Genomic DNA, 25,460 nt, shown 5'->3' with positions numbered 1-25,460 from the left:
GGTCTTCTGTCCGTTTTTCAGTCTCCCGAGATCATCTGATCACTGTTAACGTCCTTCATCGATGTATCACGGGGGAAGGTCGACATCGATGAAGAACCGCATCACCATGGCGGCGGCGGTCACGGCACTGATCGTGACGGCGGGCTGCGGACTGGCCAGCGCCGGCGAGAAGGAGCCGGTGGGAGCGCCGCCGCCGGTCTCGGTGGAGCCGACGGTCGAGGAGACGACGCAGGAGCCGGAGCCGGAACCGACGACGCCGTCCCCGGCGCCGTCGAAGACGAAGGCCTCGAAGAAGCCGACGGCGAGCCCGAGCCCGGCCCAGACGGACTGGAGTCAGGTTCCGGACTGTTTCGACTACGTGGGGAAGAACATCTCCAAGGCCAAGGCCAAGACGGCGCTGAAGAAGGCGTCGGGGCGGATCTACTGGCGCACCGAGGCGCCCCAGCTGAAGCTCAACTTCACCCTGGTCAAGGCGGTGTCCTGGCAGGAGAGCGGCTGGCAGAGCGCGATCAAGAACTGTGACGGTGGGTTCGGTCTCATGCAGGTGATGCCGGACACCCTGGATCACATGAACCAGCGGTTCGGCCTGGCCTACGACGCGACCGGGAACCACCAGGACAACGCGTACGCCGGGGCGAACTACCTGGCCTGGCTGACCCGGTACTTCGGGGACAGGTACTTCAAGGAGAGCTACGACCTGAGCCCCTCGAAGTGCAAGAGCCACTCCAGTTGGTGTCTGCTGAACGTGGTCGTCTCCGGCTACAACGCGGGTTACGGCACGGTGGACGCGGCGGCGAAGAGCAAGACGCTGCCCAATCCGGATTACGTCGACTCGGTGCGCTCGCTCATGGCCGACTGCCCCTGCGACAAGTACTGAGGTCAGGCGGGATACACTGGGGGACGTTCCCCGAGACCTCAATTTGGTGCCAACCACGGCGGTCAAGTACTGTCTCGGGGTTGTCGTGTGTCGTTGATGCTGGCGAGCTGCGTTTGTTTCGGCCCGTGCAGCTCACCCAAAGGAGCCCTACTCAATGCCGCCCAAGAAGAAGACTCATGAGGTAACCCTCGCGCTTGAGGCGGGTAACGCCGCGATGGTCGACCTCGGTAAGATGCTCGGCCCGACCGGCGCCAACATGCGTGCCGTCAAGGTCGAGTACGACGAGGCCACCGCGAAGAACCGGGGCGAGATCATCCCGGTCATCGTGTCGGTCTACGAGGACCGCAGCCACACGCTGGCCTACAAGACGCCGCCGACCAGCTTCCTCATCCGGAAGACCCTGGGCATTCAGTCCGGCGCCGCCAACCCGCTCACCACGACCGTCGGCACGCTCAGTGCCGAGCAGGTCAAGGAGATCGCCGAGCGCAAGCTGGTCGACCTCAACGCGAACGACCTCGACGCCGCGATCAAGATCGTGTCCGGCACCGCCCGTTCCATGGGCGTGAAGGTCGCTTCCTGAAGTAGCTGTCGAGAACGGGCCCCGGTGATCACCGGGGCCCGTTCTTCTTGGGCGCGATCACCTCGTCGATCAGGCCGTACTCGAGGGCCTCGGCGGCGCTCAGGCTGCGGCCGGCGGACAGGTCGTCCTCGATCCGGCTGCGCGGCTTCCCGGTGATCTCGGCCAGCCGGACCACCACCTCCTCCAGCTCACGCAGGTGCTGCCCGGCCGCGGCGGCCACCTCGTCGGCCGTGCCGGTGACCCCGGCGGCCCGCGGCTCGGCGAGTTTGAACCGGGCGTGCCGGTACGCCGCCCGCTGATCCGACGCCGCCAGGACCGCCAGCACCGCCCCGCCCGCCTCCGAGGTGACCAGGGCGTGCACCGGAGCCGACAGCGAGTCGATCACGTCGATCACCGCGAGCGCCGCGCTCAGCTCCCCACCCGGGGCGGCCACGTGCAGTTGGATCGCCTCCGGCCCGGCCGAGTCGAGCGTCAGCAGGGCGGCCGCGGTCCCGGTCGCGGTCTCGCCGGTGAGCCGGCCGCGCAGCATCACGATCCGCTGTTCGAAGAGCCGCTCCTCGAGCCATCCGGGGAAGCCGGGCTGCTGCTGCGGCCACTCGGGCGGCTGATTCGGCTGCGGGAACAGGGGCATCGGCCACCTCCGGTCGTCGCGGGGTAGGCCCAGCGTATCCAGGCAGCCGTTGGTTCTTCGGGAAGAGCCACCACCGATGTCCCGGCAATGAGACAACATGGTGGTGGGTGATGTCGTCTTATATCACAGCGAACGGACCCAAGTGCTCCGCCGGAGCACCCGCGACGGCTCCACCCTGATCTGCAAACGGGCCACCGGCCTCGGCGCCACCCGGCGCGTCGAGCGGGAACGGGCCGTGCTGAGCCGCCTCGCCGGCGTACCCGGGGTACCCCGGCTCGCCGGCCACCAGTCGCGCCGGTTGCTCGTGCTGGAGGACGACGCGGCTTCCCCGGTTCGGGCGCCGGTGCCCGTACCCGAGCTTCTCGACATCGGTCGAAGCCTGGCGGCGACCCTCGCCGCCGTGCACCGCGCCGGGGTGATCCATCGCGACGTCACGCCGGCCAACGTCGTCCTGCCCCCGCACGGGCCGGCGCTGCTCGTCGACTACGACCTGGCGCTGGCCGGAGCGGCGGAGGCCGACGAGGTGGGCGGTCCGGTCGGCACGCTCGGCTTCCTCGCCCCGGAGCAGACCGGGCGGATCCGCCGCGCGGTGGATCCCCGCGCCGACCTCTACGGTCTGGGCGCCACCCTCTACGCCCTGGCGGTGGGCGAGCCGCCGTTCACCGGCGACGACGCTCTGGAGCTGGTCCGCGAGACCCTGGTGGAGCCGCCGCCGGCGCCCACCGGGCCGCCACCGCGGCTCCGCGAGATCATCATGCGCCTGCTGGAGAAGGACCCGGCGAACCGCTACCAGAGCGCCGAGGGGCTGCTCCACGATCTGACCCGTTGCCGGGACGATCCCGACGGTGGCTGGCCGCTGGGCGAGCGGGACTTCCCGGCCCACTTCGTGCCGCCGGCCGCCCTCATCGGCCGGGACCGGGAGGTGCACGCGCTGACCGCGGCGCTGGACCGGGCGCTCACCGAGGGCGGCCGGCTCGTGCTGATCACCGGGCCGTCCGGGATCGGCAAGAGCGCCCTCGCCCGCAGCCTGCGGCCGGCGGTCACGGCACGCGGCGGCTGGTTCGCCGTCGGGCGGTTCGAGGAGTTCCGGACCGGTACGAGAAGCGGCGCCATCTCCCGGGCACTGCGAACCCTGATCCGTCTCGTCCTCGCCGAACCCGAACCCGAGGTGGCGGCGGACCGTGCGCGGATCGCCGAGGCGCTCGGTCCCAACGCCGTGGTCGCGTCCACCGCGGTCCCGGAGATGGCCGATCTGCTCGGCGCGCCGGGCGGGCCGTCCGCGTCCGACCCCTCGACCGCCCCGGGCCGGATGGCGGCCACCGCCGTCGCCCTGATCCGGGCCCTCGCCGCCGGGCACCGGATCGTGATCGTCCTCGACGATCTCCAATGGGCCACCACCGGGTCGCACCGGGTCCTGGAAGCGATCGTGAACGCCGGGCCGATCCCCGGGCTGCTGCTGGTCGCCACCTACCGGGACGAGGAGCGGCCGCTCGCGCAGCTGCTCGACCGCTGGCAGCGCGACGGTGCGACGGAGCCGGTGATCCGGGTCGGCGGGCTGGATCGTGAGGGGTCCGCCCGGCTGGTCGGCGCCGTGCTTCGGATACCCCCGGCGGTCGCGTCCGCGCCGGCCGAGCTGATCGAGGCGACCGCCGCCGGCAATCCGTTCGCGACGGTCGAGGTGCTCAACGCCCTCCGCGCCGAGGGCCTGCTGCGCCCGGTCGCGGACGGCTGGTGGTGGGAGCCGGACGCGATCCGCGACTTCGTCCGCTGCCACCGGGTCCCGCAGCTGCTGGCGGCCCGGATGGCGGATCAGGCGGACGGGACACGCCGGATCCTGGCGGCGCTCGCCTGTCTCGGCGGGGACGTCGGCACCGGCTTCCTGGCCACCGCGACCGGGACGCCCGAGCCGGAGCTGGCCGGGCTACTGGCCCCGGCGGTCACCGAGGGCCTGATCCTGCTCGCCGACGGAGCCGTCCGCTTCCGGCACGACCTGGTGCGGCAGGCCGCCCGGGACTGCCTGGCGCCCGGCGACCGGGACCGGCTCCAACGGGACATGGCCCGGCGGCTGTCCCGGCACGAGCGGTACCGGCAGGAGGCGGCCGAGCAGTACCTGCCGGTGGTGGACCTGGTGGACACACCGGACGAGCGGCGGGCCGCCGCCGCCCTGCTGCACGGCGCCGCCCGGCGGACGATCCAGATGACCAACCACGCGGTCGCCATCGAGCTGCTCGACGCCGCCGAGCGGCTCCTGGCCCCGGTGGGCGGAGACCGGGACGCCGTCACCGTGGACCGGCACACCACCCTCTACTGCCTGGGCCGGCTCGACGAGGCCGACGAGGTGTACCGGGAGCTGACCAGCCGGTCCCCGGACCTGCTCACGCTCGCCGCCGCCACCGCGAACCAGGTCAACAGCCTGACCCAGCGAGGACACACCCGGGAGGCGTACGAGCTGGGCACGGACGTGCTGCGCCGGTTCGGCATCGACTACCCGGACGACCCCGGTCCCGTGGTCCGGCGGGAGGCGGCCGTCCTGCGGGACTGCGCCATCGACCTGAGCCGTGCCGTGGAGACCGCCGATCCCCGGGCGCTCGCGGCGGGCCGGATCCTCAACCGGCTGCTCGCGCCGGCGTACGTGCTGGGGCCGCTGACGCATGCGTGGGTGCTGCTCCAGGTCGTGGAGCTGTGGCGGCGGGCGGGGGTGTGCGCGCCGGTGGTCGGCTCGCTTGGCGCGGTGATCTCCGCGACGATCCACCTGTTCGACGACTACCGCACCGGTCACCGGTTGAGCCGGTACGTCGTCGAGGCCGGACGGAAGCACGGCTATCAGGCGGAGACCGCGATCGCCCGGTACATGCACCTCTTCCTGGCCGCGGAGTGGTTCGAACCGCTGGAGGACGTCGCCGAGGCCGGCCAGGACGCCCGCGAGGAACTGCTGACCGCCGGGGACGTCCAGGTCGCCGGGCTGCTCTCGGCCCGCCTGGTGGCCGTACTGCTGGAGACCGCCGACTCGCTGGAGACCGTCGCCGAGGAGATCGACACCTCACTGGCGTTCGCCGAGCGCACCGGCAACCGGATCGCGGCGCTGTCGCTCACCGAGTACCGGGAGCTGACGCGGGTGCTGCGCGGCGGGGAGCCGCTCGCCGGACCGGACGAAGGCCCCACCTACCCGCCGGCGCTGGCCATCCACCACGTCAACCGGGCTCTCGTCGCGCTGATGTGGCAGGACGACGAGGACCTGGACCGGTGTTCCGCCGAGGCGATGGAGCACGTCGAGGCGATCCGCGGGCTCTACCCGACGGCGCTGGTCCGGGTGGTGCGCGGGATAGCCCTGGCCGCCCGGGTACGGTCCGGCGACACCGGCGCCGCCGCCGAACTCGGCACGGTCCGCGACTGGATCGCCCGGCGGGCCGCCGACGGGCCCCGCAACTTCCGGCCCCTGCTGCGCCTGGTCGACGCCGAACGGTGCTGGGCGCTCGGCGATCCCGACAGCGCGGCCCGCGAGTTCGACGCCGGCCTGCACGAGGTGGCCGGCCGGCCCTGGCACCGGGCCGTGCTCGCCCAGCGGGCGGCCCGGTTCCAGCTGGACCGGGGGCTGGAACACGCGGGGCGGCAGCTGCTGACCGAGGCGCGCGACACCTACCGCCGGTGGGGCGCCGAGGGGCCGCTGCGACGGATGGAGGCCGAGCACCCGTTCCTGCGCGCGGAACGGGTGAACGACTCCGGTCACGGGACCGGCGCCGACCGGATCGACCTCATGGCGATCCTGCGGGCCTCCCGCGCGCTGAGCTCGGCCATCACGCTGGCCGACCTGGAGGAGCAGGTCGGGGACGTGCTCAGCGCCATGACCGGGGCCACCCGGGTGCACCTGGTGCTCCGGCAGCCGGGGAGGCGGGATCCGCGGCCGGCGCCGGCGACCGCGGTCCGGTACGTGACCCGGACCCACCGCCCGCTGCTGGTGGCGGACGCGACCCGGGACGACCGGTTCGCGCGGGACCCGTACCTCGCCGGGCTGGACCACTGCTCCCTGCTGGCGATGCCCATCCCGAGCCGGGCCGTCGACGTCGCCGTCCTGGTGCTGGAGAACCACCGGCAGGGCGGCGTGTTCTCCACCGACCGCCTGGAGACGGTGGAGCTGATCGCCGGGCAGCTGGCGGTCTCGCTGGACAACGCGCTGCTCTACGACTCGCTGGAGGACACCGTACGGGTCCGTACCTCCGACCTGGAGGCCGCCAACCAGCTCAAGGCCGACCTGATCGGCATGCTCGGCCACGAGATCAACAACCCGCTCGCGGCGATCCTCGGCGGCCTCGACCTGATCCTCGACGAGGACGACCTGCCGGAGCCCGTCCACCACGCCCTCGTCCGGGTGCACCGGACCACCCGGCGGCTCGCCGCCATCGTCCAGGAGGTTCTCGACCTGGTCAGCCTCGACGCCGGCCGGCTGGGCGGGGCGCCGGGCCGGGGGGGGGGGGCCGCGCCGGTGGTGGCGGCCGGGGTCGGCGCCGGCGCCGGCGACGTCCCGGTGACGTGCCCGCCGGACCTGGTCGCCGTGGTGCAGCCGAGCCACCTCGACCAGATCCTGACCAACCTGGTCAGCAACGCCGGCAAGTACGGCGGCGGCGCCACCGCGGTCGTGGCCCGGGCGGACACCGCGGCCGTGACGATCGAGGTCCACGACCGGGGGCCGGGCGTGCCGCCGGAGTTCCGGGACCGGCTCTTCGACCGGTTCGCCCGTGCCGAACCGACCGCGGGCCGGGTGCCCGGCACCGGTCTGGGGCTCTACATCGTCCGGGAGTTGGCCCGCGCCAACCAGGGGGATGTCCACTACCGGCCCGGCGCCGGTGGAGGATCGATCTTCGAGGTGACGCTCATGCAACCCGAGGGAGGTGCGAGCCGTCAGGGAGGCGTGAGAGCGAAGGAGGGGCTCGTGTGAAGAACGAGCGTGATGAGCAATTCCACCAGTTCGTGGTCAGCCGGAGGGCCGCGCTGGTGCGTACGGCGACTCTGCTCACGGCCGGCGACGCCCACCTGGCCGAGGACCTCGTCCAGTCCACGCTGACGAAGCTGTACGTCGCCTGGCCGGCGTTCCAGCGTGCCGACAACCCGGACGGTTACGTCCGGAGGGCGCTGGTCAACGCGCTGACCGACGAGCGGCGGCGGTGGTGGCGGCGCACGGAACGGCCGATGGCCGAGGTCCCGGACCGGGCGGCCGCCGAGTACGCCGGTGGTGACGTCTCCGACGGGCTGCGCGCGGCCCTGCGGGAGCTGCCACCGCGGATGCGGGCGGCGCTGGTGTTCCGCTACTTCTACGACCTCGACGTCGCCGACACCGCCGACGCCCTCGGGTGCTCCGAGGGGACGGTGAAGAGCCAGACCGCCCGGGCACTCGACCGGCTCCGGGCCGTGCTCGGCCCCCATCCCTCCTTGGCACTGCTCTGATCAGGAGAAATTGACATGATGAACCTCCACGACGGGCTGGCGCGGATCGCCGGCCCGGACGCCGAACCGACCCCGGAGCAGGTCGCCGCCGATCTCGCCCGTGGCCGGACCGCGCTGCGCCGCCGCCGGACCGTGCAGGCCGCGGGCGGCACCGTCTTCATGGCCGCCGCCCTGGCCGCCGTGATCGTCGCCGGCACCGGCCTCGCCTCCGGCCCGTCCGCCCCGGAGGCGGTTGACCGGCCGTCCACCAGCTCTCCGGCGACCGGGCCCACCGCGCTCGTCGCCTACCAGGGCGAGCAGCCGAAGGGCTTCACCCTGGACAAGGTCCCCGAGGGCTGGGTGCTCCAGGGCGCCGACGAGTACGGCATCACCATCGCCCCGAAGGGCATCCCGGACGTGGTGCCGTCCAACGCGCCGCCGGGCGTTCCGGACAACGACCCGCACAGCTTCGAGGGCAAGATCATGGCCCAGCTCCAGGAGTTCGGGCCCGGCGAGGACATCGCCGGTGGCAAGAAGCTGACCATCAACGGCAACGAGGCCGTGCTCACCAAGATGCTCGACCAGACCACCGGTCACGCCCTGTTCGTGAAGCTGGGCGAGAACCGCTGGATGTACGTCCAGGTGTGGGACGGCCTGGGCTGGGGCGAGCAGCAGGTCGTCGAGTTCGCCGCCGGCGTCCACGTCGACGACAGCGCCAAGGTCACCCACGGATAGGTGACGGGTGGGCGCGCGTCACCAGCCGCGCGCCCGCCACTCCTCGAGATCCGGGCGTTCCGCGCCCAACGTCGAGTCCTTGCCGTGGCCCGGGTAGAACCAGGCGCCGTCGCCGAACCGGCCGAACACCCGGGCCTCCAGATGGTCCATGATCTGGTGGTGGTTCTCCGGGCTCGTCGTCCGCCCGTGCCCTCCGGGGAACAGGCTGTCGCCGGTGAACAGATGCTCGCCCCGGTAGGACAGCACGATCGAACCGGGCGTGTGCCCCACCACGTGGATCACGTCCAGGGTGTGCCCGCCGACCTCGACGGTGTCGCCGTCGCGCAGCGTCCGGGTCACCACCGGGATCTCGGCGGCGTCGTCGGCGTGTGCCAGCGACTCGGCGCCGGTGGCCTTCACCACCTCGGCCAGCGCCTGCCAGTGGTCGGCGTGCCGGTGGGTGGTCACCACGGTTCGCAGCCCGGCCGGGCCGATCAGCGCCAGCAGGGTCCCGGCGTCGTTGGCCGCGTCGATCAGCAGCTGCTCGCCGGTCGCCGCCCGCAGCAGATAGGCGTTGTTGTCCATCGGGCCGACCGACACCTTGGTCAGGGTGAGGCCGTCGCCCAGGTCACGGACCGCCGGCTCGCCGCCGGTCACCACGTCGCCGGTGTACTCGGAACTCATCTCCACCTCGCGGGCTCGGGTAGCTCGCCGTCCGGCGAGACCGTCAGATCGGCGCCGTCCGCCCGGCCGATCAGCCAGGCGGCCAGCGCCCTGGTCGGGCCGCCGACGACCGGGCCCGCACCGGAGCCGATCACCAACGGGTGCTCCAGGCCGAACGGGCGCAGCACCATGTCCGGCGAGCCGGCCGGCGGATCGGTGACGATCGCCCGCAGCAGGCGCAGCGCGAACGCGTCCGGCCAGTCGGCCGGGGTGTAGCCGCGGCCCAGGTCGACCCGGTGCACCTCCACCTCGCACAACCGCAGCCACGGAACCGCGGCGGCGCTCTTCGCCAGCGGCAGCCGGGTCGTCCAGGAGGCCGCCGGCATCGCCGCCGCCGCGTCGGCGAACCGCTCGTGCGCGGCCCGCAGATCCGCCAGCTGCTCGGCCACCGGACGGGCCGCGCCCGCCTCGATGCCCGCCGTCCGCTCCTCCGGCGACGCGTAGGCCGGTGTCTCCACCCCGGTCCGGGCCCAGGTCAACAGGTTGGTCAGGGCGTCCGCGTTGCGCGCCAGATGGGTCAGCACGTGCCCGACCGTCCAGCCCGGCAGCAGCGACGGCGCGCCCATCTCGCCGTCGGTCAGCGAGCCCGCGGCACGCAGCAGCGCCTCGGTGGCGTCCTCCACGTCCGTCATCAACACCAGCGGATCCATGGTCACAGCCCGACCTTACCGGTGCCGGGCCCGCCGCCACGGAATTCGCTTTCGCCGCGCTGACCAGCGCCGTACCGTCGTGGCAGACGCGCTGATCGATCGAACCCAGCGGAGGAGGTGAGGACCGTGCGTTTCACCGTTGCCGCGTCCCTTCACCCGGGGGCCTCCCCAAGACCGTAAAGGGTTTTCATGTCGTACCCCCTGTCCCAGCTCGGCTGGGACGACCACTTCGTATCCACCTTCCAGCGGTTCGACCGGCCCGACTCCGAACCCGGGCGTGTCCTGCGGGCCGACCGTGGCGTGTGCACCGTGCTGACCGCCACCGGAGTGACCCGGGCCACCCTCGGTGGCGGCGTCCTGCTCGACGCCGCCCGCGACCCCGCCACCCTGCCCTGTTCCGGTGACTGGGTGGTGCTGCGCCGATGGCCCGACCGGCGGACCACCCTCGAGCTGGTGCTGCCCCGCCGGACCACGCTGATCCGCCGGACCGCCGACAAGGACGCCTCCGGCCAGGTCCTCGCCGCGAACATGGACACCATCGCGGTCGTCGAACCGATCCATCCGGAGCCCGACGACGCCCGCGTCGAACGCCTGCTCGCCCTGGCCTGGGAGTCCGGGGCCGATCCGCTGCTGGTGCTCACCAAGAGCGACACCAGCGCCGACCCCGGCGCCGTCGCCCGCCAGCTCGGCGCGCTCGCCCCCGGCGTACCGGTCGTCCCGGTCAGCGTGTGGCAGGGCACCGGCCTCGACCGGCTGCGCGACCACGTCGGCCCGGGCCGCACCCTCGCCCTTCTCGGCCGCTCCGGCGCCGGCAAGTCGACCCTGGCGAACGCGCTGGCCGGCGCCACCGTCATGCCGGTCCAGGAGGTCCGCGACGCGGACGGCAAAGGCCGCCACACCACCGCCTACCGCAACCTGATCACCGTGCCCGGCGGCGGCGCCGTCATCGACACGCCGGGCATCCGGGGCGTCGGCCTCCTCGACACCGCGGGCGGCCTGGATCGTGCCTTCGCCGACGTGACCGGCCTGGCCGGGCGCTGCCGCTTCGACGACTGTCGTCACGAGAGGGAGCCGGGCTGCGCCGTCCAGGCCGCCCTCGCCGACGGCTCGCTGCCACCGCGCCGCCTGGCCAGCTGGCGCAAACTCCGCCGCGAGGTCGAGGTGGAGAGCGGGCGGCGCTCGGTGCGCCTGGCCCGCCAGCGCCGCGCCCAGACACCCCCGAGCTCCCGCCGCCTCTGACTCCGGTCACCCGCGCGCTTCCAGAAGATCGACACCATTTCCGGTACGCGTCTGCGGAGCTCTGCCGTACCGGTGATCTCGCTGCCCACTCCGGGCCGTCGCCCGGCGCCGGGCGAGCGGATCTCCCCGGCCGGCCACCGGCCGCAACAGACCCGGCGGACGTGCGGCGTTGGGAGGGGCGGTGGCGGCTCTGGCACAATTCGCCCGGTGCGTGCGGCGGATGAGATGACCGGAGAGCGGGCGGCGGCGGTCGTGGCGGAACCTGCGACGGAGCCGGCGGCGAGCCCGGGCGGCGGGAGGGACGCCCGCTGGCGGCTCGCCGATCTGTGGATCGCGCTGGGGTTCCTGGCGCTGGCCGTGCTCGTGGTGATCCAGTTGTGGATCGACCCGAACGGGCGGGTCCTCGCCGGCAACGACGACGACCACGGGATCTTCCTGTTCATGCTGGCCCACGCCGAGCGGGTGATCTTCGACGGGGCGCCGCTGTTCTTCGAGGACCGGTTCAACGTGCCGGTCGGTGTGAACATGATGGCGAACACGTCCATCCTGGCGCTGGCGTTGCCGCTGGCGCCGGTCACGCATTTCCTCGGCGGCGGGGTGACCGTCGCCCTGCTGATCACTCTCGGTCTCGGCGGGACGGCCTTCGCCTGGTACTGGGTGCTCAGCCGGCATCTGGTCCGCAGCCGGCTCGCGGCCTGGATCGGTGGCGTCTGGTGCGGCTTCGCCCCGGCCATGGTCTCGCACGCGAACGGGCACGTGAACTTCGTCAGCAACTACGTGCTGCCGTTCATCGTGTGGCAGGTGCTGCGCTTGCGGGAGCCCGGCCGGGTGTGGCGGGGCGGGATCATTCTCGGTCTGCTGATCGTGTTGCAGATCTTCATCAACGAGGAGGCGCTGCTCTTCGCGGCGCTCACTCTGGGGATCTTCGCGGTCTCCTGGGCGCTGATGGCGCGGGACGAGGCCCGGCGGGTGTGGCGAGGTTTCACGGCCGGGCTGGGGGTGGCCGCCCTCACCTCCGGCGTGCTGACCGGCTACCCGCTCTGGTACCAGTTCTTCGCCCGTGGCAACTATCACGGGCAGCCGTTCGAGCCGACCGCCTACGTCACCGACCTGGCCTCGCTGGGCGCCTTCGCCCGGCAGTCGCTGGCCGGTCTGGGCGTGGTCACCCGGCGGCTGAGCGTGAGCGCGACCGAGGACAACACGTTCTTCGGCCCGTTCGGCCTCGTGATGATCATCGTGGCGATGGTGATGCTGTGGCGGTCGGTGGCGCTGCGGGCCACCGCGATCGCCGGGCTCGCCCTGTTGGTCATGTCGTTCGGCCCACAGTTGCGGGTGCTCGGCTTCAAGACCGTGATCCCGCTGCCGTTCGCGCTGGTCAGCCACGTGCCGGTGATCGACCTGGTGAGTGTGACCCGGTTCGCCATGGTGCCGGCCACGGTCGCCGGCATCCTGCTGGCCTTCGCGGCGGACCGGATCGGGTCGTACCCGCCGGAGCGCCGCAAGCGGTTCTGGATCGGCATGGCCCTCGCGCTGGTGCCGCTGTTCCCGAAGCCGTTGCCGGTAGTGGCGGGCGACCCGATGCCGGCGTTCCTCACCGAGGGGATCTGGCGGCAGTACGTGCCGGAGGGGAAGACGCTGGTCACCGTCCCGCTGCCGGACGTGACGACCGGGCGGACCGGGCAGCGCTGGGCGGCCCTCAACAATCTGGACTACGCGACGCCGCGCGGCTACTTCATGGGCCCGGCGAACCCGCCGTCGGACGACACCGGCTCCTGGTCCGCCCCGCACCGCTACACCTCGGAGCTGCTCTGGAGCGTCCGCGAGTACGGCTACGCGCCGGTCCTGACCGACGCCGACCGCCTGCGGATCCGGGGTGACCTCGGTTACTGGCGCGCCGCCGCGGTGGTGCTGGTGCCGGACAGCCGGAATGGCGCGCTGCTCAGGGCTGTTCTGGTGGACGTCCTCGGCGAGCCGGAGTTGGTGGGCGGCGTCGAGGTCTGGAGAGTTAACTCGGAAGAGTGAGCGGGCGTCTGCGGAAAATTGTCGTACCCCGTCGCTAGAGTGTCTGCTCGACTCATACACCTGTACGGGTCCGATCCTGAATGCGGAAAGGCTGGCCGTGGCCGACCGACTGACAATCCGTGGCGCCCGCGAACACAACCTGCGTGACGTCAACCTCGACCTGCCCCGTGACGCCATGATCGTCTTCACCGGCCTCTCCGGCTCGGGCAAGTCGAGCCTCGCCTTCGACACGATCTTCGCCGAGGGCCAGCGGCGCTATGTGGAGTCCCTGTCGTCGTACGCGCGGCAGTTCCTCGGCCAGATGGACAAGCCGGACGTCGACTTCATCGAGGGTCTGTCCCCGGCCGTCTCGATCGACCAGAAGTCGACGTCGCGCAACCCGCGCTCGACCGTGGGCACGATCACCGAGGTCTACGACTACCTGCGCCTGCTCTTCGCGCGGACCGGCATCCCGCACTGTCCGGTCTGCAAGGAGCGGATCAGCCGGCAGACCCCGCAGCAGATCGTCGACCGGGTCCTCGCCATGGCCGAGGGGACCCGGTTCATGGTGCTGGCCCCGGTGGTCCGCGGCCGCAAGGGGGAGTACGTCGACCTGTTCGCCGAGCTCCAGTCCAAGGGCTACGCGCGGGCCCGGGTCGACGGCGTGGTGCATCCGCTCACCGAGCCGCCGAAGCTGAAGAAGCAGGAGAAGCACACCATCGAGGTGGTGATCGACCGGCTCAGCGTGAAGGCGTCCAGCAAGCAGCGCCTCACCGACTCGGTCGAGGCCGCGCTCGGGCTGGCCGGCGGCATCGTGGTGCTCGACTTCGTCGACCTGCCGGAAGACGACCCGGAGCGGGAGCGCCGCTTCTCCGAGCACCTGGCCTGCCCCAACGACCACCCGCTCGCCATCGAGGACCTGGAGCCACGGGTCTTCTCCTTCAACGCTCCGTACGGCGCCTGTCCCGAGTGCTCCGGCCTCGGCACGAAGAAGGAGGTCGACCCCGAGCTGATCATCCCGGACGTGGAGAAGAGCCTCAGCGAGGGCGCCGTCCAGCCGTGGGCCGGCGGCACCACCCAGGAGTATTTCCTGCGGCTGCTGGAGGCCCTGGCCGGCGCCGAGAGCTTCAGCCTCGACACGCCCTGGCGGGCACTGCCCAGCCGGGTGCAGAAGACCGTGCTGTACGGCGCCGACGACCAGGTCCACGTGCGGTACCGGAACAAGTACGGCCGCGAGCGCTCCTACTACACCGGCTTCGAGGGCGTGGTGCAGTGGATCGAGCGGCGGCACAACGACACCGAGAGCGACTGGTCGCGCGAGAAGTACGAAGGCTACATGCGCGACGTCCCCTGCTCGGTCTGCGGCGGGGCCCGGCTCAAGCCCGAGGTGCTGGCCGTGACGGTGGCCGGCAAGAGCATCGCCGAGGTGTGCAACCTGTCCGTGGGCGAGTGCGCCGAGCTGCTGTCCGGCCTGGAGCTGGACGACCGGCAGAGGCTGATCGCCGAGCGGGTGCTCAAGGAGATCAACGCCCGGCTGCGGTTCCTGGTCGACGTGGGCCTGGACTACCTGTCGCTGGACCGCGGCGCGGGGACCCTCTCCGGCGGCGAGGCGCAGCGCATCCGGCTCGCCACCCAGATCGGCTCCGGCCTGGTCGGCGTGCTGTACGTGCTGGACGAGCCGTCCATCGGGCTGCACCAGCGCGACAACCACCGCCTCATCGAGACCCTGGTGCGGCTGCGCAACCTGGGCAACACGCTGATCGTGGTGGAGCACGACGAGGACACCATCCGGACCGCCGACTGGATCGTCGACATCGGGCCGGGCGCCGGCGAGCACGGCGGGCAGATCGTGCACAGCGGCACCGTCGAGGGCCTGCTGGCCAACGAGAAGTCGCCGACCGGGGCCTACCTGTCCGGCCGGAAGTCGATCCCGCTGCCGGCCGGCCGGCGGCCGCAGACGCCCGGCCGTGAGGTCGTGGTGCACGGCGCCCGCGAGCACAACCTGCGCAACCTGACCGTGCCGTTCCCGCTGGGCCAGTTCATCGCGGTCACCGGGGTCAGCGGTTCGGGGAAGTCGACGCTGGTCAACGACATCCTGCACACCGTCATGGCGAACCAGATCAACAAGGCCCGGCAGGTGCCCGGCCGGCACACCCGGGTCACCGGCCTGGAGCACGTCGACAAGGTCGTCGGGGTGGACCAGTCGCCGATCGGGCGGACGCCCCGGTCGAACCCGGCCACCTACACCGGTGTGTTCGATCACGTCCGCAAGCTGTTCGCGGAGACCACCGAGGCCAAGGTGCGGGGGTATGGTCCGGGCCGGTTCTCCTTCAACGTGAAGGGCGGCCGCTGCGAGAACTGCTCCGGCGACGGCACCATCAAGATCGAGATGAACTTCCTGCCGGACGTGTACGTCCCCTGCGAGGTGTGCAAGGGCGCTCGGTACAACCGGGAGACCCTGGAGGTGCACTACAAGGGCAAGACCATCTCCGAGGTGCTGAACATGCCGATCGAGGAGGCCGCGGAGTTCTTCTCGGCGCTCCCGGCGATCCACCGGCATCTGCGGACCCTGGTCGACGTCGGCCTCGGCTACGTGCGCCTGGGCCAGCCCGCCACCACCCTGTCCGGCGGTGAGGCACAGCGCGTCAAGCTCGCCTCCGAGCTGCAGAAACGCTCCACCGGCCGGACCGTCTACGTGCTCGACGAGCCGACCACCGGCCTGCACTTCGAGGACATCCGCAAGCTCCTGATCGTGCTCAACGGCCTGGTCGACAAGGGCAACACGGTGATCACCATCGAGCACAACCTGGACGTCATCAAGACGGCGGACTGGCTGATCGACATGGGTCCGGAGGGTGGCCACAAGGGCGGCCTGGTGCTGGCCACCGGCACCCCGGAGGAGCTGGCCGAGGTGCCGGAGAGCCACACCGGGCAGTTCCTGCGGCACATGCTGGGGCTCACCGGCGAGGGGCGGGGCTCGGCGGCCGCGACCGGCCGGGCCGCGAAGGCGAACGGGTCCACCGCCGCCCCGCGGGCGCGTGCCACCCGGTCCCGGGCGAAGGCCACCGCCTGATTTAGGAACTTCTTAGACGACTCTCAGCAACCGCACCCGGTTGGTCTTTTAAGGTCTCCCGGGTGCGGCGCTGTTTGTCGACACCAGGCAAACCGGTCGGGCGAACGCGGAGAAAGCGGGAAAATCTCGCGTCGTACCGTTGAACTGATCACGGCATCTGATCCGTACCCCGGGGCGACTCCGCGTGACATTGGCGGCAGAGAACAGGTAGTGGAGGGCGACAAATGACTGACGTGCAGCCGGGGACCGACGCCGAGATCCAGCAGGACCGACCGGGCACCGCCTCGACCCGGCGCGTCGTCCTGATGGGCGCCGGCGCCGTCGGCGCCACCGCGGTGCTCTCGGCCTGCGGGACCGCCGGCACCAGCGGGACCAACCCGAACGGCACCGACTTCGGTGACAACCCGGTCCCGGCCGGCAGCGCCGCGGCCGAGGGCGGCGGCGACGCCGGTGGCGACACGGGCGGCGGCGGCACCGGCAACGTGCTGGTGGCGACCTCGAAGGTGGCGGTCGGCAGCGGCGTCATCCTGGACGAGGTGGTCGTCACACAGCCGGCCGAGGGCACCTACAAGGCGTTCAGCAACGTGTGCACGCACCAGGGCTGCAAGGTCTCCGAGATCAAGGACGGCCAGATCATCTGCAAGTGCCACAACAGCCTCTTCTCGATCAAGGACGGCGCCCCGACCTCGGGCCCGGCCGGTCAGCCGCTGGCCGCGGTGGCGATCGACGTGGACGGCGACAACGTGGTGACCGCGGCCTGATCCGGCTCCTGTCGCAAGGCCGGAGGCCCGGCGCCGTGGCGGCGGCACCGGACCTCCGGTCGGGCAATTCTGTCAGTCCCTGGCACTAGTGTTGGAGTTGTGCCAGACCCGTCCACGTACCGCCCGGCGCCGGGTACCATTCCGGACGCTCCCGGTGTCTACCGCTTCCGCGATCCGGCCGGCCGGGTCGTCTACGTCGGCAAGGCGAAGAGCCTGCGCAACCGGCTGAACTCGTATTTCGCCGATGTGTGGACACTGCACCCGCGGACCCAGCAGATGGTCACCACCGCCGCCGCCGTGGACTGGGTGACCGTCGGCACCGAGGTCGAGGCCCTTCAGCTGGAGTTCTCCTGGATCAAGGAGTTCGACCCGCGGTTCAACGTGAAGTACCGCGACGACAAGTCGTACCCGTTCCTCGCCGTCACCCTCGACGAGGAGTTCCCGCGCCTGCAGGTGATGCGCGGCGTCAAGCGCAAGGGCGTCCGCTACTTCGGCCCCTATTCGCACGCCTGGGCCATCCGCGAGACGCTCGACCTGCTGCTGCGGGTCTTCCCGGCACGGACCTGCTCGGCCGGGGTGTTCAAGCGGGCCCACCAGATCGGCCGGCCGTGCCTGCTCGGCGACATCGGCAAGTGCTCGGCGCCGTGCGTGGGCCGGGTCAGCGCCGAGGAGCACCGCGACATCGTCGACGAGTTCTGCGACTTCATGGCCGGGCGGACCGACCAGTTCCTGAAGCGGGTCGAGCGGGAGATGCTGCGCGCCTCCGAGGAACTGGAGTTCGAGCGCGCGGCCCGGCTGCGCGACGACCTGGTGGCGCTGCGCCGGGCCCTGGAGAAGCAGACCGTGGTCCTCGGCGACGGCACCGACGCCGACATCGTGGCCTTCGCCGACGACCCGCTGGAGGCCGCCGTGCAGGTCTTCCACGTGCGCGGGGGCCGGGTGCGGGGGCAGCGCGGCTGGGTGGTGGAGAAGGTCGAGGAGCTGTCCACCGGCGACCTGGTGCACCACTTCTGCACGCAGATGTACGGCGAGGAGCACGGCGAGACCGACGTCCCCCGTGAGCTGCTGGTGCCCGACCTGCCCGACGACGCCGACGCGCTCGCCGACTGGCTGTCCGCGCACCGGGGCAGCCGGGTCAGCCTGCGCGTGCCCCAGCGCGGCGACAAGAAGGCGCTCATGGAGACCGTCGCCCGCAACGCCACCGAGGTGCTGCAACGGCACAAGCTGCGCCGGGCCGGCGACCTGACCACCCGCAGCCGGGCGCTGGAGGAGATCGCCGAGGCTCTCGGGATGGAGGGGGTGCCGCTGCGCATCGAGTGCTTCGACGTGTCGCAGATCCAGGGCACCGACGTGGTCGCGTCGATGGTGGTCTTCGAGGACGGGCTGGAGCGCAAGAGCGAGTACCGCCGCTTCATCGTGCGCGGCAACCCGGACGGCAGCGGCACCGACGACCTGTCGGCGATGAGCGAGGTGATGCGGCGGCGGTTCGCCCGGTTCAAGGCTCTCGAGCAGCACGACGACGCCGAGCTTCCGGGCATCGATCCGCTGACCGGCAAACCGCGCAGGTTCGCCTACCCGCCTCAGCTGATCGTGGTCGACGGTGGCCAGCCGCAGGTCAACGCGGTCGCCGCGGTGCTGGCCGAGATGGGCGTCACCGACGTGGCGCTGTGCGGGCTGGCCAAGCGCCTGGAGGAGGTGTGGCTGCCGGCCGACGACTTCCCGGTCATCCTCCCGCGGACGTCGGAGGCGCTCTACCTGTTGCAGCGGGTCCGGGACGAGGCACACCGCTTCGCCATCACCTTCCACCGGCAGCGCCGCTCCAAGCGGATGACGGCGTCGGCGCTGGACGAGGTGGCCGGGCTGGGCGAGGTGCGGCGCAAGGCGCTGCTGCGGCACTTCGGGTCGATGAAGCGCATCGCCGAGGCCACCCCGGAGGAGATCGCCGAGGTGCCCGGCATCGGCCTGCGGACGGCGGAATCGGTTCTGGCGGCCCTGCGTTCACCCGACCCGGGGAAGACTGGAGAGCGGTAACGCTCCCCGGCCTACCATGTTGTGTCCGCGAAACAGACGCAGGAGGCGTGCGTGACCGAAGCGATGCCGGACCTCGGATCCGACGAGGTGCTGGAGCCCGACGAGGCCGGGACCGACCTGGTGGTGGTGACCGGGCTCTCCGGCGGTGGGCGCAGCACGGTGGCGCGGGCCCTGGAGAACGTCGGCTTCTACGTGGTCGACAACCTGCCGCAGGCCCTGATGCTGGAGATGGCCGAGCTGGCCTTCGCCGCCGGGGGAGCGGCCCGGCGTACCGCAATGGTGCTGGACGTGCGCAGCCGCGCCTTCTCCACCGATCTGACCGGCGCGGTCCGCGCGCTCAAGGAGCGCGGTTTCTCGCCGCGCGTGGTGTTCGTGGACGCCGACGACGAGGTGCTGATCCGGCGCTTCGAGTCGGTGCGGCGCTCGCACCCGTTGCAGGGCGACGGGCGGCTGGCCGACGGCATCGCGGCCGAGCGCAAGCTGCTCGAGGAGGCCCGCGAGCAGTCCGATGTGATCATCGACACCAGTCATCTGAACGTGAACCAGCTCCGCCGCCGGGTCGAGGAGCTGTTCGGCGGTGAGGACTCGCGCAAGCTGCGGATCACCGTGCTCTCCTTCGGCTTCAAGTACGGCCTGCCGCCGGACGCCGACTACGTGCTGGACGCGCGGTTCCTGCCCAACCCGTTCTGGGTGCCCGAGCTGCGCGAGCACACCGGCCTGGAGGAGGGTGTGAGCGGCTACGTCCTGGGGCAGGAGGGCGCGACCGACTTCGTCGCGACGTACGCGGGGCTGATCGCCGCCACCGCCCCGGGTTTCGAGCGCGAGGGCAAGCGCTATCTGACCGTCGCCATCGGGTGCACCGGGGGCAAGCACCGCAGCGTCGCGATCGCCGAGGAGCTCACCTCCCGGCTCAGCGCGATGCGGCTGTCCGCCCACACGTCGCACCGTGACCTGGGGCGCGAGTGACGGCGATCCGGGTGGTCGCCTTCGGCGGCGGACATGGGCTGAGCGCCTCGCTGCGCGCACTGCGGCACAGCGCCCGGGACCTGGACCTGGAGATCACCGCGATCGTGACGGTCGGTGACGACGGCGGCTCCAGCGGCCGCCTGCGCGTCGAGCGGGACGCGCTGCTGCCCCCGGGCGACCTGCGCCAGGCGCTCGCCGCGCTGGCCGCCGACCATCCCACGCACCGGCTCACCGCGACCCTGATGCAGCACCGCTTCGAGGCGATGACGGCCGCGTCCCGGGAGCCCGTGGCCGGCCGTGGCCCGCGGATCGAGCGGCGCGCCGACCGCAGCAAGGACACCCTGGCCGGGCACACGGTGGGCAACCTGCTGCTGCTCGGGCTGATCGAGATGCTCGGCGACCCGGTCGCCGCGCTGGACCACGCCGCCGAGATGGTCGGCGCGCAGGGCCGGGTGCTCCCGATGGCGCTGCACGCGGTCGGGATAGAGGCCGACGTGGTGCACGCCGACGGCTCCCGCGAGACGGTGCGCGGGCAGCACTCGGTGGCGGTGGCCGAGGGCCGGGTGGAGGCGGTCCGGCTGGACCCGGCGGATCCGCCGGCCTGCCCCGAGGCGATCACCGCGGTCCGCGAGGCCGACTGGTTGATCTTCGGCCCCGGCAGTTGGTACACGAGCGTTCTGCCGCACCTGCTGGTGCCGCGGCTGGCCGAGGCGATCGTGGCGAGCCCGGCCCGCCGGCTGGTCACGCTGAACCTCAGCCCGGACAAGGAGACGATCGGGCTCTCCACCGCCGATCACCTGGCCGCCCTGCATTGGTATCTTCCCGAGCTCCGGGTGGACACCGTGCTGGCCGACGCCAAGTGGGCCGGGGAACCGGAACCGGTCCGCGCCGCCGCCCAGGAGCTCGGCGCCGAGCTGGTTCTGGTGCCGGTGGCCGTTGCGGACGGAAGTCCACGGCATGATCCTGAGGCATTGGGCGCCGCCCTGGTGCCAGTATTGGGCGCCACTCGTTGATTACTGACGTAGTGCGGCACACACTGTTCAAGATCCGGCGCATGAGGTGACAACACGATGGCGATGACGGCAGCGGTCAAGGACGAGCTGAGCCGGGTCGACGTGCCCAAGCCCTGCTGCCGCCGGGCGGAGATGGCGGCGTTGCTGCGCTTCGCCGGAGGGTTGCACATCGTCTCCGGCCGGGTGGTCGTCGAGGCGGAGCTGGACACCGGCGCGGTGGCCCGGCGGCTGCGGCGGGAGATCGCCGACGTGTACGGCTACCCCAGCGAGGTGCACGTCCTGGCGTCCGGCGGCCTGCGCAAGGGCAGCCACTACATCGTGCGGATCGTCAAGGACGGCGAGGTGCTGGCCCGCCAGACCGGCCTGCTCGACGTGCGCGGCCGCCCGGTGCGGGGCCTGCCGCAGCACGTGGTCAGCGGCAACGTGTGCTGCTCGGTGGCGGCCTGGCGGGGCGCGTTCATGGCGCACGGCTCGCTCACCGAGCCGGGCCGCTCCAGCGCCCTGGAGATCACCTGCCCGGGGCCGGAGGCGGCGCTCGCGCTGCGTGGCGCGGCCCGCCGGATCGGCATCACCGCCAAGGACCGCGAGGTGCGCGGTGTCGACCGGGTGGTGATCAAGGACGGCGACGCGATCGCCGCCCTGCTCACCCGGGTCGGCGCCCACTCCAGCGTGCTCGCCTGGGAGGAGCGCCGGGTCCGCCGCGAGGTGCGCGCCACCGCGAACCGGCTGGCCAACTTCGACGACGCGAACCTGCGCCGCTCGGCCCGTGCGGCGGTCGCGGCCGCGGCCCGGGTCACCCGGGCGCTGGAGATCCTCGCCGACGACGCGCCCAACCACCTCACCTCGGCGGGCCGGCTGCGCCTGGAGCACCGGCAGGCCTCCCTGGAGGAGCTGGGCGCCCTGGCCGATCCCCCGCTGACCAAGGACGCGATCGCCGGCCGGATCCGGCGGCTGCTGGCGCTGGCCGACAAACGCGCCCGGGATCTCGGGATTCCGGACACTGAGGCCGCTGTCACACCAGAGATGATGGCCTGCTGACAGGTGATGCCGATCACGCCCATCGAGGGACCTTAGGTCCTTATCGGGTGTGGCCGGATGGGTGAGGCTGATGACGTCGTTAGGCAACGTCGCGGTGATCCGTTTAGGTAACGTTCAGGTCGCGCCCCGCCGCTCCGCGGACGTGTGGACTCGGATAGTGTCACGGGTGACGGCGACGCTGCCGGCAGTCCGGCCGAGCCCCCCGTCACCGAAAGTCTGGGTGTGGCGGCCGGACGCCTACGTGTCGGCCGTTCATACGGTCGGCATGCAGACCCCTCCGCCGGTCGCAGAATCCGGCGGACCGAAACGAGGAGACCACCTGTGACCATCCGGGTTGGCATCAACGGCTTCGGCCGTATCGGTCGTAACTTCTTCCGGGCGGTTCTCGCCTCCGGCGCCGACATCGAGATCGTCGGCGTGAACGACCTGACCGACAACGCCACGCTGGCTCACCTGCTGAAGTACGACAGCATCCTGGGCCGTCTGGGCCACGAGGTCAAGGCGACCGCGGACGAGATCACCGTGGGTGGCAAGACGTTCAAGGCGTTCGCCGAGCGTGACCCGAACAACCTGCCGTGGGGCGACCTGGGTGCCGACGTCGTGATCGAGTCGACCGGCTTCTTCACCGACGCCACCAAGGCCAAGGCGCACCTCGACAAGGGCGCCAAGAAGGTCATCATCTCGGCCCCGGCCAAGAACGAGGACATCACCGTCGTGGTCGGTGTCAACGACAACCTGTACGACGGTTCGAAGCACAACATCATCTCGAACGCGTCCTGCACCACCAACTGCCTCGCCCCGATGGCGAAGGTCCTGAACGACACGATCGGGATCGAGAAGGGTCTGATGACCACGATCCACGCGTACACCCAGGACCAGAACCTCCAGGACGGCCCGCACAAGGACCTGCGCCGCGCCCGCGCCGCCGCTCTGAACATCGTGCCGACCTCGACCGGCGCCGCGAAGGCCGTCAGCCTGGTGCTGCCGGAGCTCAAGGGCAAGCTGGACGGCTACGCGCTGCGGGTGCCGATCCCCACCGGCTCGGCCACCGACCTCACCTTCACCGCCGCTCGCGAGACGTCGGTCGAGGAGGTCAACGCCGCGATCAAGGCCGCCGCCGAGGGCCCGCTCAAGGGCATCCTGGTCTACACCGAGGACGACATCGTCTCGGCCGACATCGTGACCGACCCGGCGTCCTGCATCTTCGACGCCGGCCTCACCAAGGTCATCGGCAACCAGGTCAAGGTCGTCGGCTGGTACGACAACGAGTGGGGCTACTCGAACCGCCTCGTCGACCTGGTCAAGCTCGTCGGAGCCTGATTCTGATCATGAAGACTCTCGACGACCTGCTCGGCGAGGGTGTCTCGGGTCGGCGCGTCCTGGTGCGCGCCGACCTGAACGTCCCGTTCGACAAGGCAAACCCGGGCGTCATCAGCGACGACGGCCGCGCCCGCGCGGTGCTGCCGACGCTGATCGCCCTGCGTGACGCGGGGGCCCGCGTCATCGTGATGTCGCACCTGGGCCGCCCGAAGGGCGCGCCGGACCCGAAGTTCACGCTCCGTCCGGTCGCCACGCGCCTGGCCGAGTTGCTCGGCTCGTCGGTGGTCTTCGCGGAGGACACCGTCGGCCCGGAGGCCGCCCAGACGGTGGAGTCCCTCCAGGACGGCCAGGTCCTGCTGCTGGAGAACCTGCGCTTCAACGCCGGCGAGACCTCGAAGGACGACGCCGAGCGTGGCGCCTTCGCGGATCAGCTCGCCGCGTTCGCCGACTTCTACGTCGACGACGCGTTCGGCGCGGTGCACCGCAAGCACGCCTCGGTGTTCGACGTCGCGGCCCGCCTCCCGCACTACGCCGGCGGTCTCGTCCTCAAGGAGGTCGAGGTCCTCAAGAAGGTGTCGGAGAGCCCGGAGCAGCCCTACGTCGTCGTGCTCGGCGGCTCGAAGGTCTCGGACAAGCTGGCGGTCATCCAGGCGCTGCTGCCCAAGGTGGACAAGCTCCTGGTCGGTGGCGGCATGTGCTTCACCTTCCTCAAGGCCCAGGGCCACGAGGTCGGCAAGTCGCTGCTCGAGGACGAGATGGTCTCCGTGTGTGCCGACCTTCTCGCGCAGGCGGACGGCCGGATCGTCCTGCCCGTCGACGTCGTGGCCGCCACCGAGTTCTCGGCGGACGCCGCTCACGACGTCGTCGAGGCCTCGGAGATCCCGGCGGACCGGCTCGGTCTCGACATCGGCCCCCAGTCCACGGAACTCTTCGCGTCGGCGATCGCCGGTGCCAAGACCGTGTTCTGGAACGGCCCGATGGGCGTCTTCGAGCTGGCCCCGTTCGCCGCGGGCACCCGTGGCGTGGCGGAGGCGATCACCAAGATCGACGGCTTCTCGGTCGTCGGCGGCGGTGACTCGGCGGCGGCGGTCCGCACCCTCGGCCTGGACGAGTCCGCGTTCGGCCACATCTCCACCGGCGGGGGCGCGTCCCTGGAGTACCTCGAAGGCAAGACGCTGCCGGGCGTCGCCGCACTGGAGAAGTGATGACGACCCGTAAGCCGATCATCGCCGGCAACTGGAAGATGAACCTCAACCACTTCGAGGCGAATCTCCTGGTGCAGAAGCTGGCCGCGAGCCTGACCGCCGAGCAGCTGGAGGCCGTCGAGACGGTCGTCCTGCCGCCGTTCACCGACCTGCGCACCGTCGAGTCGGTGATCGCGGACGGCAAGCTGAAGATCAAGTACGGCGCGCAGGACGTGTCGCCGCACGCCGGCGGGGCGTACACCGGTGAGATCGCCGGCGCCTTCCTCGCGAAGCTGGGCTGCTCGTACGTGGTGATCGGGCACTCCGAGCGCCGCGAGTACCACAACGAGAGCGACGAGCTGATCAACGCGAAGAACAAGGCGGCCTTCGCGGCCGGTCTCGTTCCGATCTTCTGCGTCGGCGAGGGACTCGACATCCGCGAGGCCGGCAACCAGGTCGAGCACGTGCTCGCCCAGGTCGACGCCGGGCTGGAGGGGCTCAAGACCGAGCAGCTCCAGCAGATCGTGATCGCGTACGAGCCGGTGTGGGCGATCGGCACCGGCAAGACCGCGACCCCGGACGACGCGCAGGAGGTCTGTGGCGCGATCCGGGCGCGGCTCGTGGAGAAGTTCGGCGCCGAGGTGGCCGACGTCGTCCGTATCCAGTACGGCGGCTCGGTCAAGTCGGGGAACATCGCCCAGATCATGGCGCAGCCCGACGTGGACGGCGCGCTGGTCGGCGGCGCGAGCCTGGACGCCGAGGAGTTCGCCTCCATCGTGCGTTTCCCGGAGCACGTCGCACGCTGAGAGTAAATAGCGCGTGCCCGGCCGTATGAATCGGCCGGGCACCCGCTATTGTGGGACCGCTGCTGTGCCCTTCGAGAGGAATGAACCCGACGATGCCGATCGCGTTCGCTTACACGTTGATCGTGTTGCTGATCATCACCAGTGTCTTGCTGACTCTGCTGATCCTTCTCCACCGGGGCAAGGGCGGCGGCATGTCCAGCATGTTCGGTGGTGGCGTCAGCTCCAGTCTGGCGGGCTCCTCGGTCGCCGAGAAGAACCTGGACCGGTACACCGTTCTGGTGGGAATCATCTGGTTCGCCTGCATCGTCGGGCTGGGCTTCTGGCTCAAATTGGAGCTGGCTGCCTGACGGCGGCTCGTAGTCGTAGAATCTGCCGCGCGGCCGGTTTCTCCGGCCGCGCGGTTTTTTGTCATCACCGTCCGGTTTGCTCTTCTCC

At 71.3% G+C, this 25,460-nt stretch carries 20 protein-coding genes; 17 read left to right on the top strand and 3 right to left on the bottom strand.

Going from position 1 to position 25,460, the window contains the following annotated elements; genetic code table 11:
- The first annotated feature begins 88 nt into the window (after window positions 1-88).
- Both J5X75_RS06405 and J5X75_RS06400 read left to right on the top strand, forming a co-directional pair.
- On the top strand, window positions 89-877 hold the full coding sequence (locus tag J5X75_RS06405; RefSeq protein ID WP_208466347.1) for a lytic transglycosylase domain-containing protein: 789 nt from the start codon (window positions 89-91) through the stop codon (window positions 875-877).
- Window positions 878-1,031: 154 nt separating this feature from the next.
- The gene (locus J5X75_RS06400) at window positions 1,032-1,457 is read left to right on the top strand and encodes an uL11 family ribosomal protein (RefSeq protein ID WP_208466346.1); all 426 of its coding nucleotides are present in this window, start codon (window positions 1,032-1,034) and stop codon (window positions 1,455-1,457) included.
- A 28-nt stretch (window positions 1,458-1,485) separates the two neighbouring features.
- Here the strand turns inward: J5X75_RS06400 and J5X75_RS06395 are convergent, their stop codons facing one another.
- Window positions 1,486-2,088 (bottom strand): ClpP family protease, encoded by a 603-nt coding sequence (locus J5X75_RS06395; protein ID WP_208466345.1) that lies wholly within the window; start codon window positions 2,086-2,088, stop codon window positions 1,486-1,488.
- A 142-nt stretch (window positions 2,089-2,230) separates the two neighbouring features.
- Here J5X75_RS06395 and J5X75_RS06390 point away from each other — a divergent pair, with 142 nt between their 5' ends.
- The 3 genes from J5X75_RS06390 to J5X75_RS06380 are packed head-to-tail and all read left to right on the top strand — an operon-like array spanning window position 2,231 to window position 8,241.
- Window positions 2,231-7,021, top strand: coding sequence for a sensor histidine kinase (locus J5X75_RS06390; RefSeq protein WP_307797953.1), 4,791 nt, complete (start codon window positions 2,231-2,233; stop codon window positions 7,019-7,021).
- Window positions 7,018-7,527, top strand: coding sequence for a SigE family RNA polymerase sigma factor (locus J5X75_RS06385; protein WP_208466343.1), 510 nt, complete (start codon window positions 7,018-7,020; stop codon window positions 7,525-7,527). The genes J5X75_RS06390 and J5X75_RS06385 overlap by 4 nt, the downstream gene beginning before the upstream one ends.
- Before the next feature lie 15 nt (window positions 7,528-7,542).
- Complete coding sequence (locus J5X75_RS06380; protein WP_208466342.1) at window positions 7,543-8,241, top strand: hypothetical protein; 699 nt, start codon at window positions 7,543-7,545, stop codon at window positions 8,239-8,241.
- A gap of 18 nt (window positions 8,242-8,259) precedes the next feature.
- On the opposite strand, the gene J5X75_RS06375 is transcribed toward J5X75_RS06380, so the two are convergent.
- Both J5X75_RS06375 and J5X75_RS06370 read right to left on the bottom strand, forming a co-directional pair.
- On the bottom strand, window positions 8,260-8,904 hold the full coding sequence (locus J5X75_RS06375; protein ID WP_208466341.1) for an MBL fold metallo-hydrolase: 645 nt from the start codon (window positions 8,902-8,904) through the stop codon (window positions 8,260-8,262).
- Entirely contained in the window at window positions 8,901-9,599 is a 699-nt protein-coding gene (locus tag J5X75_RS06370; protein ID WP_208466340.1) for a maleylpyruvate isomerase family mycothiol-dependent enzyme, read from the bottom strand. Before J5X75_RS06370 ends, J5X75_RS06375 begins: the two co-directional genes overlap by 4 nt.
- Window positions 9,600-9,782: 183 nt before the next feature.
- On the opposite strand from J5X75_RS06370, the gene rsgA reads away from it, so the two are divergent.
- The 12 genes from rsgA (at window position 9,783) to secG (ending at window position 25,372) form a co-directional block, all read left to right on the top strand.
- Window positions 9,783-10,832 carry a ribosome small subunit-dependent GTPase A gene (gene rsgA / locus J5X75_RS06365; protein WP_208466339.1) on the top strand — a complete coding sequence of 350 codons (1,050 nt, stop codon included), beginning with the start codon at window positions 9,783-9,785 and terminating at the stop codon, window positions 10,830-10,832.
- A 207-nt stretch (window positions 10,833-11,039) separates the two neighbouring features.
- Window positions 11,040-12,854, top strand: coding sequence for a hypothetical protein (locus J5X75_RS06360; RefSeq protein WP_307797952.1), 1,815 nt, complete (start codon window positions 11,040-11,042; stop codon window positions 12,852-12,854).
- A gap of 97 nt (window positions 12,855-12,951) precedes the next feature.
- Entirely contained in the window at window positions 12,952-15,906 is a 2,955-nt protein-coding gene (uvrA, locus tag J5X75_RS06355) for an excinuclease ABC subunit UvrA (protein WP_208466338.1), read from the top strand.
- 224 nt (window positions 15,907-16,130) lie between these two features.
- Window positions 16,131-16,667 carry a Rieske (2Fe-2S) protein gene (locus J5X75_RS06350; protein ID WP_208466337.1) on the top strand — a complete coding sequence of 179 codons (537 nt, stop codon included), beginning with the start codon at window positions 16,131-16,133 and terminating at the stop codon, window positions 16,665-16,667.
- A 99-nt stretch (window positions 16,668-16,766) separates the two neighbouring features.
- A complete protein-coding gene (gene uvrC / locus J5X75_RS06345; protein ID WP_208466336.1) occupies window positions 16,767-18,698 on the top strand; it encodes an excinuclease ABC subunit UvrC in 1,932 nt (643 codons plus the stop codon).
- Between the two features lie 63 nt (window positions 18,699-18,761).
- The gene (gene rapZ, locus J5X75_RS06340) at window positions 18,762-19,664 is read left to right on the top strand and encodes an RNase adapter RapZ (protein ID WP_183218345.1); all 903 of its coding nucleotides are present in this window, start codon (window positions 18,762-18,764) and stop codon (window positions 19,662-19,664) included.
- Window positions 19,661-20,677, top strand: a complete 1,017-nt coding sequence (locus J5X75_RS06335; protein WP_208466335.1) for a gluconeogenesis factor YvcK family protein — start codon at window positions 19,661-19,663, stop codon at window positions 20,675-20,677. The genes rapZ and J5X75_RS06335 overlap by 4 nt, the downstream gene beginning before the upstream one ends.
- A gap of 57 nt (window positions 20,678-20,734) precedes the next feature.
- Window positions 20,735-21,715, top strand: coding sequence for a DNA-binding protein WhiA (whiA, locus tag J5X75_RS06330; RefSeq protein WP_183217560.1), 981 nt, complete (start codon window positions 20,735-20,737; stop codon window positions 21,713-21,715).
- A 321-nt stretch (window positions 21,716-22,036) separates the two neighbouring features.
- Complete coding sequence (gap, locus tag J5X75_RS06325; RefSeq protein ID WP_208466334.1) at window positions 22,037-23,035, top strand: type I glyceraldehyde-3-phosphate dehydrogenase; 999 nt, start codon at window positions 22,037-22,039, stop codon at window positions 23,033-23,035.
- A 2-nt stretch (window positions 23,036-23,037) separates the two neighbouring features.
- Window positions 23,038-24,240, top strand: coding sequence for a phosphoglycerate kinase (locus J5X75_RS06320; RefSeq protein WP_208466502.1), 1,203 nt, complete (start codon window positions 23,038-23,040; stop codon window positions 24,238-24,240).
- Complete coding sequence (tpiA, locus tag J5X75_RS06315) at window positions 24,240-25,025, top strand: triose-phosphate isomerase (RefSeq protein ID WP_208466333.1); 786 nt, start codon at window positions 24,240-24,242, stop codon at window positions 25,023-25,025. The genes J5X75_RS06320 and tpiA overlap by 1 nt, the downstream gene beginning before the upstream one ends.
- 92 nt (window positions 25,026-25,117) lie before the next feature.
- On the top strand, window positions 25,118-25,372 hold the full coding sequence (secG, locus tag J5X75_RS06310; protein ID WP_183217566.1) for a preprotein translocase subunit SecG: 255 nt from the start codon (window positions 25,118-25,120) through the stop codon (window positions 25,370-25,372).
- Window positions 25,373-25,460: the final 88 nt, after the last annotated feature.

It is taken from the genome of Actinoplanes flavus, assembly GCF_017592555.1.
In the GTDB taxonomy this organism is placed as follows: Bacteria; Actinomycetota; Actinomycetes; order Mycobacteriales; family Micromonosporaceae; genus Actinoplanes; species Actinoplanes flavus.
Note: the sequence above shows the minus strand (reverse complement) of the source record. Positions and strands in the feature narration are given on the sequence as shown.

Coding starts and splice junctions, on each gene's coding strand:
- rapZ (WP_183218345.1), top strand. CDS start 18,762: ATGCCGGACCTCGGATCCGACGAGGTGCTGGAGCCCGACGAGGCCGGG.
- J5X75_RS06380 (WP_208466342.1), top strand. CDS start 7,543: ATGATGAACCTCCACGACGGGCTGGCGCGGATCGCCGGCCCGGACGCC.
- J5X75_RS06405 (WP_208466347.1), top strand. CDS start 89: ATGAAGAACCGCATCACCATGGCGGCGGCGGTCACGGCACTGATCGTG.
- J5X75_RS06375 (WP_208466341.1), bottom strand. CDS start 8,904: ATGAGTTCCGAGTACACCGGCGACGTGGTGACCGGCGGCGAGCCGGCG.
- secG (WP_183217566.1), top strand. CDS start 25,118: ATGCCGATCGCGTTCGCTTACACGTTGATCGTGTTGCTGATCATCACC.
- rsgA (WP_208466339.1), top strand. CDS start 9,783: ATGTCGTACCCCCTGTCCCAGCTCGGCTGGGACGACCACTTCGTATCC.
- tpiA (WP_208466333.1), top strand. CDS start 24,240: ATGACGACCCGTAAGCCGATCATCGCCGGCAACTGGAAGATGAACCTC.
- J5X75_RS06350 (WP_208466337.1), top strand. CDS start 16,131: ATGACTGACGTGCAGCCGGGGACCGACGCCGAGATCCAGCAGGACCGA.
- J5X75_RS06395 (WP_208466345.1), bottom strand. CDS start 2,088: ATGCCCCTGTTCCCGCAGCCGAATCAGCCGCCCGAGTGGCCGCAGCAG.
- J5X75_RS06400 (WP_208466346.1), top strand. CDS start 1,032: ATGCCGCCCAAGAAGAAGACTCATGAGGTAACCCTCGCGCTTGAGGCG.
- whiA (WP_183217560.1), top strand. CDS start 20,735: ATGGCGATGACGGCAGCGGTCAAGGACGAGCTGAGCCGGGTCGACGTG.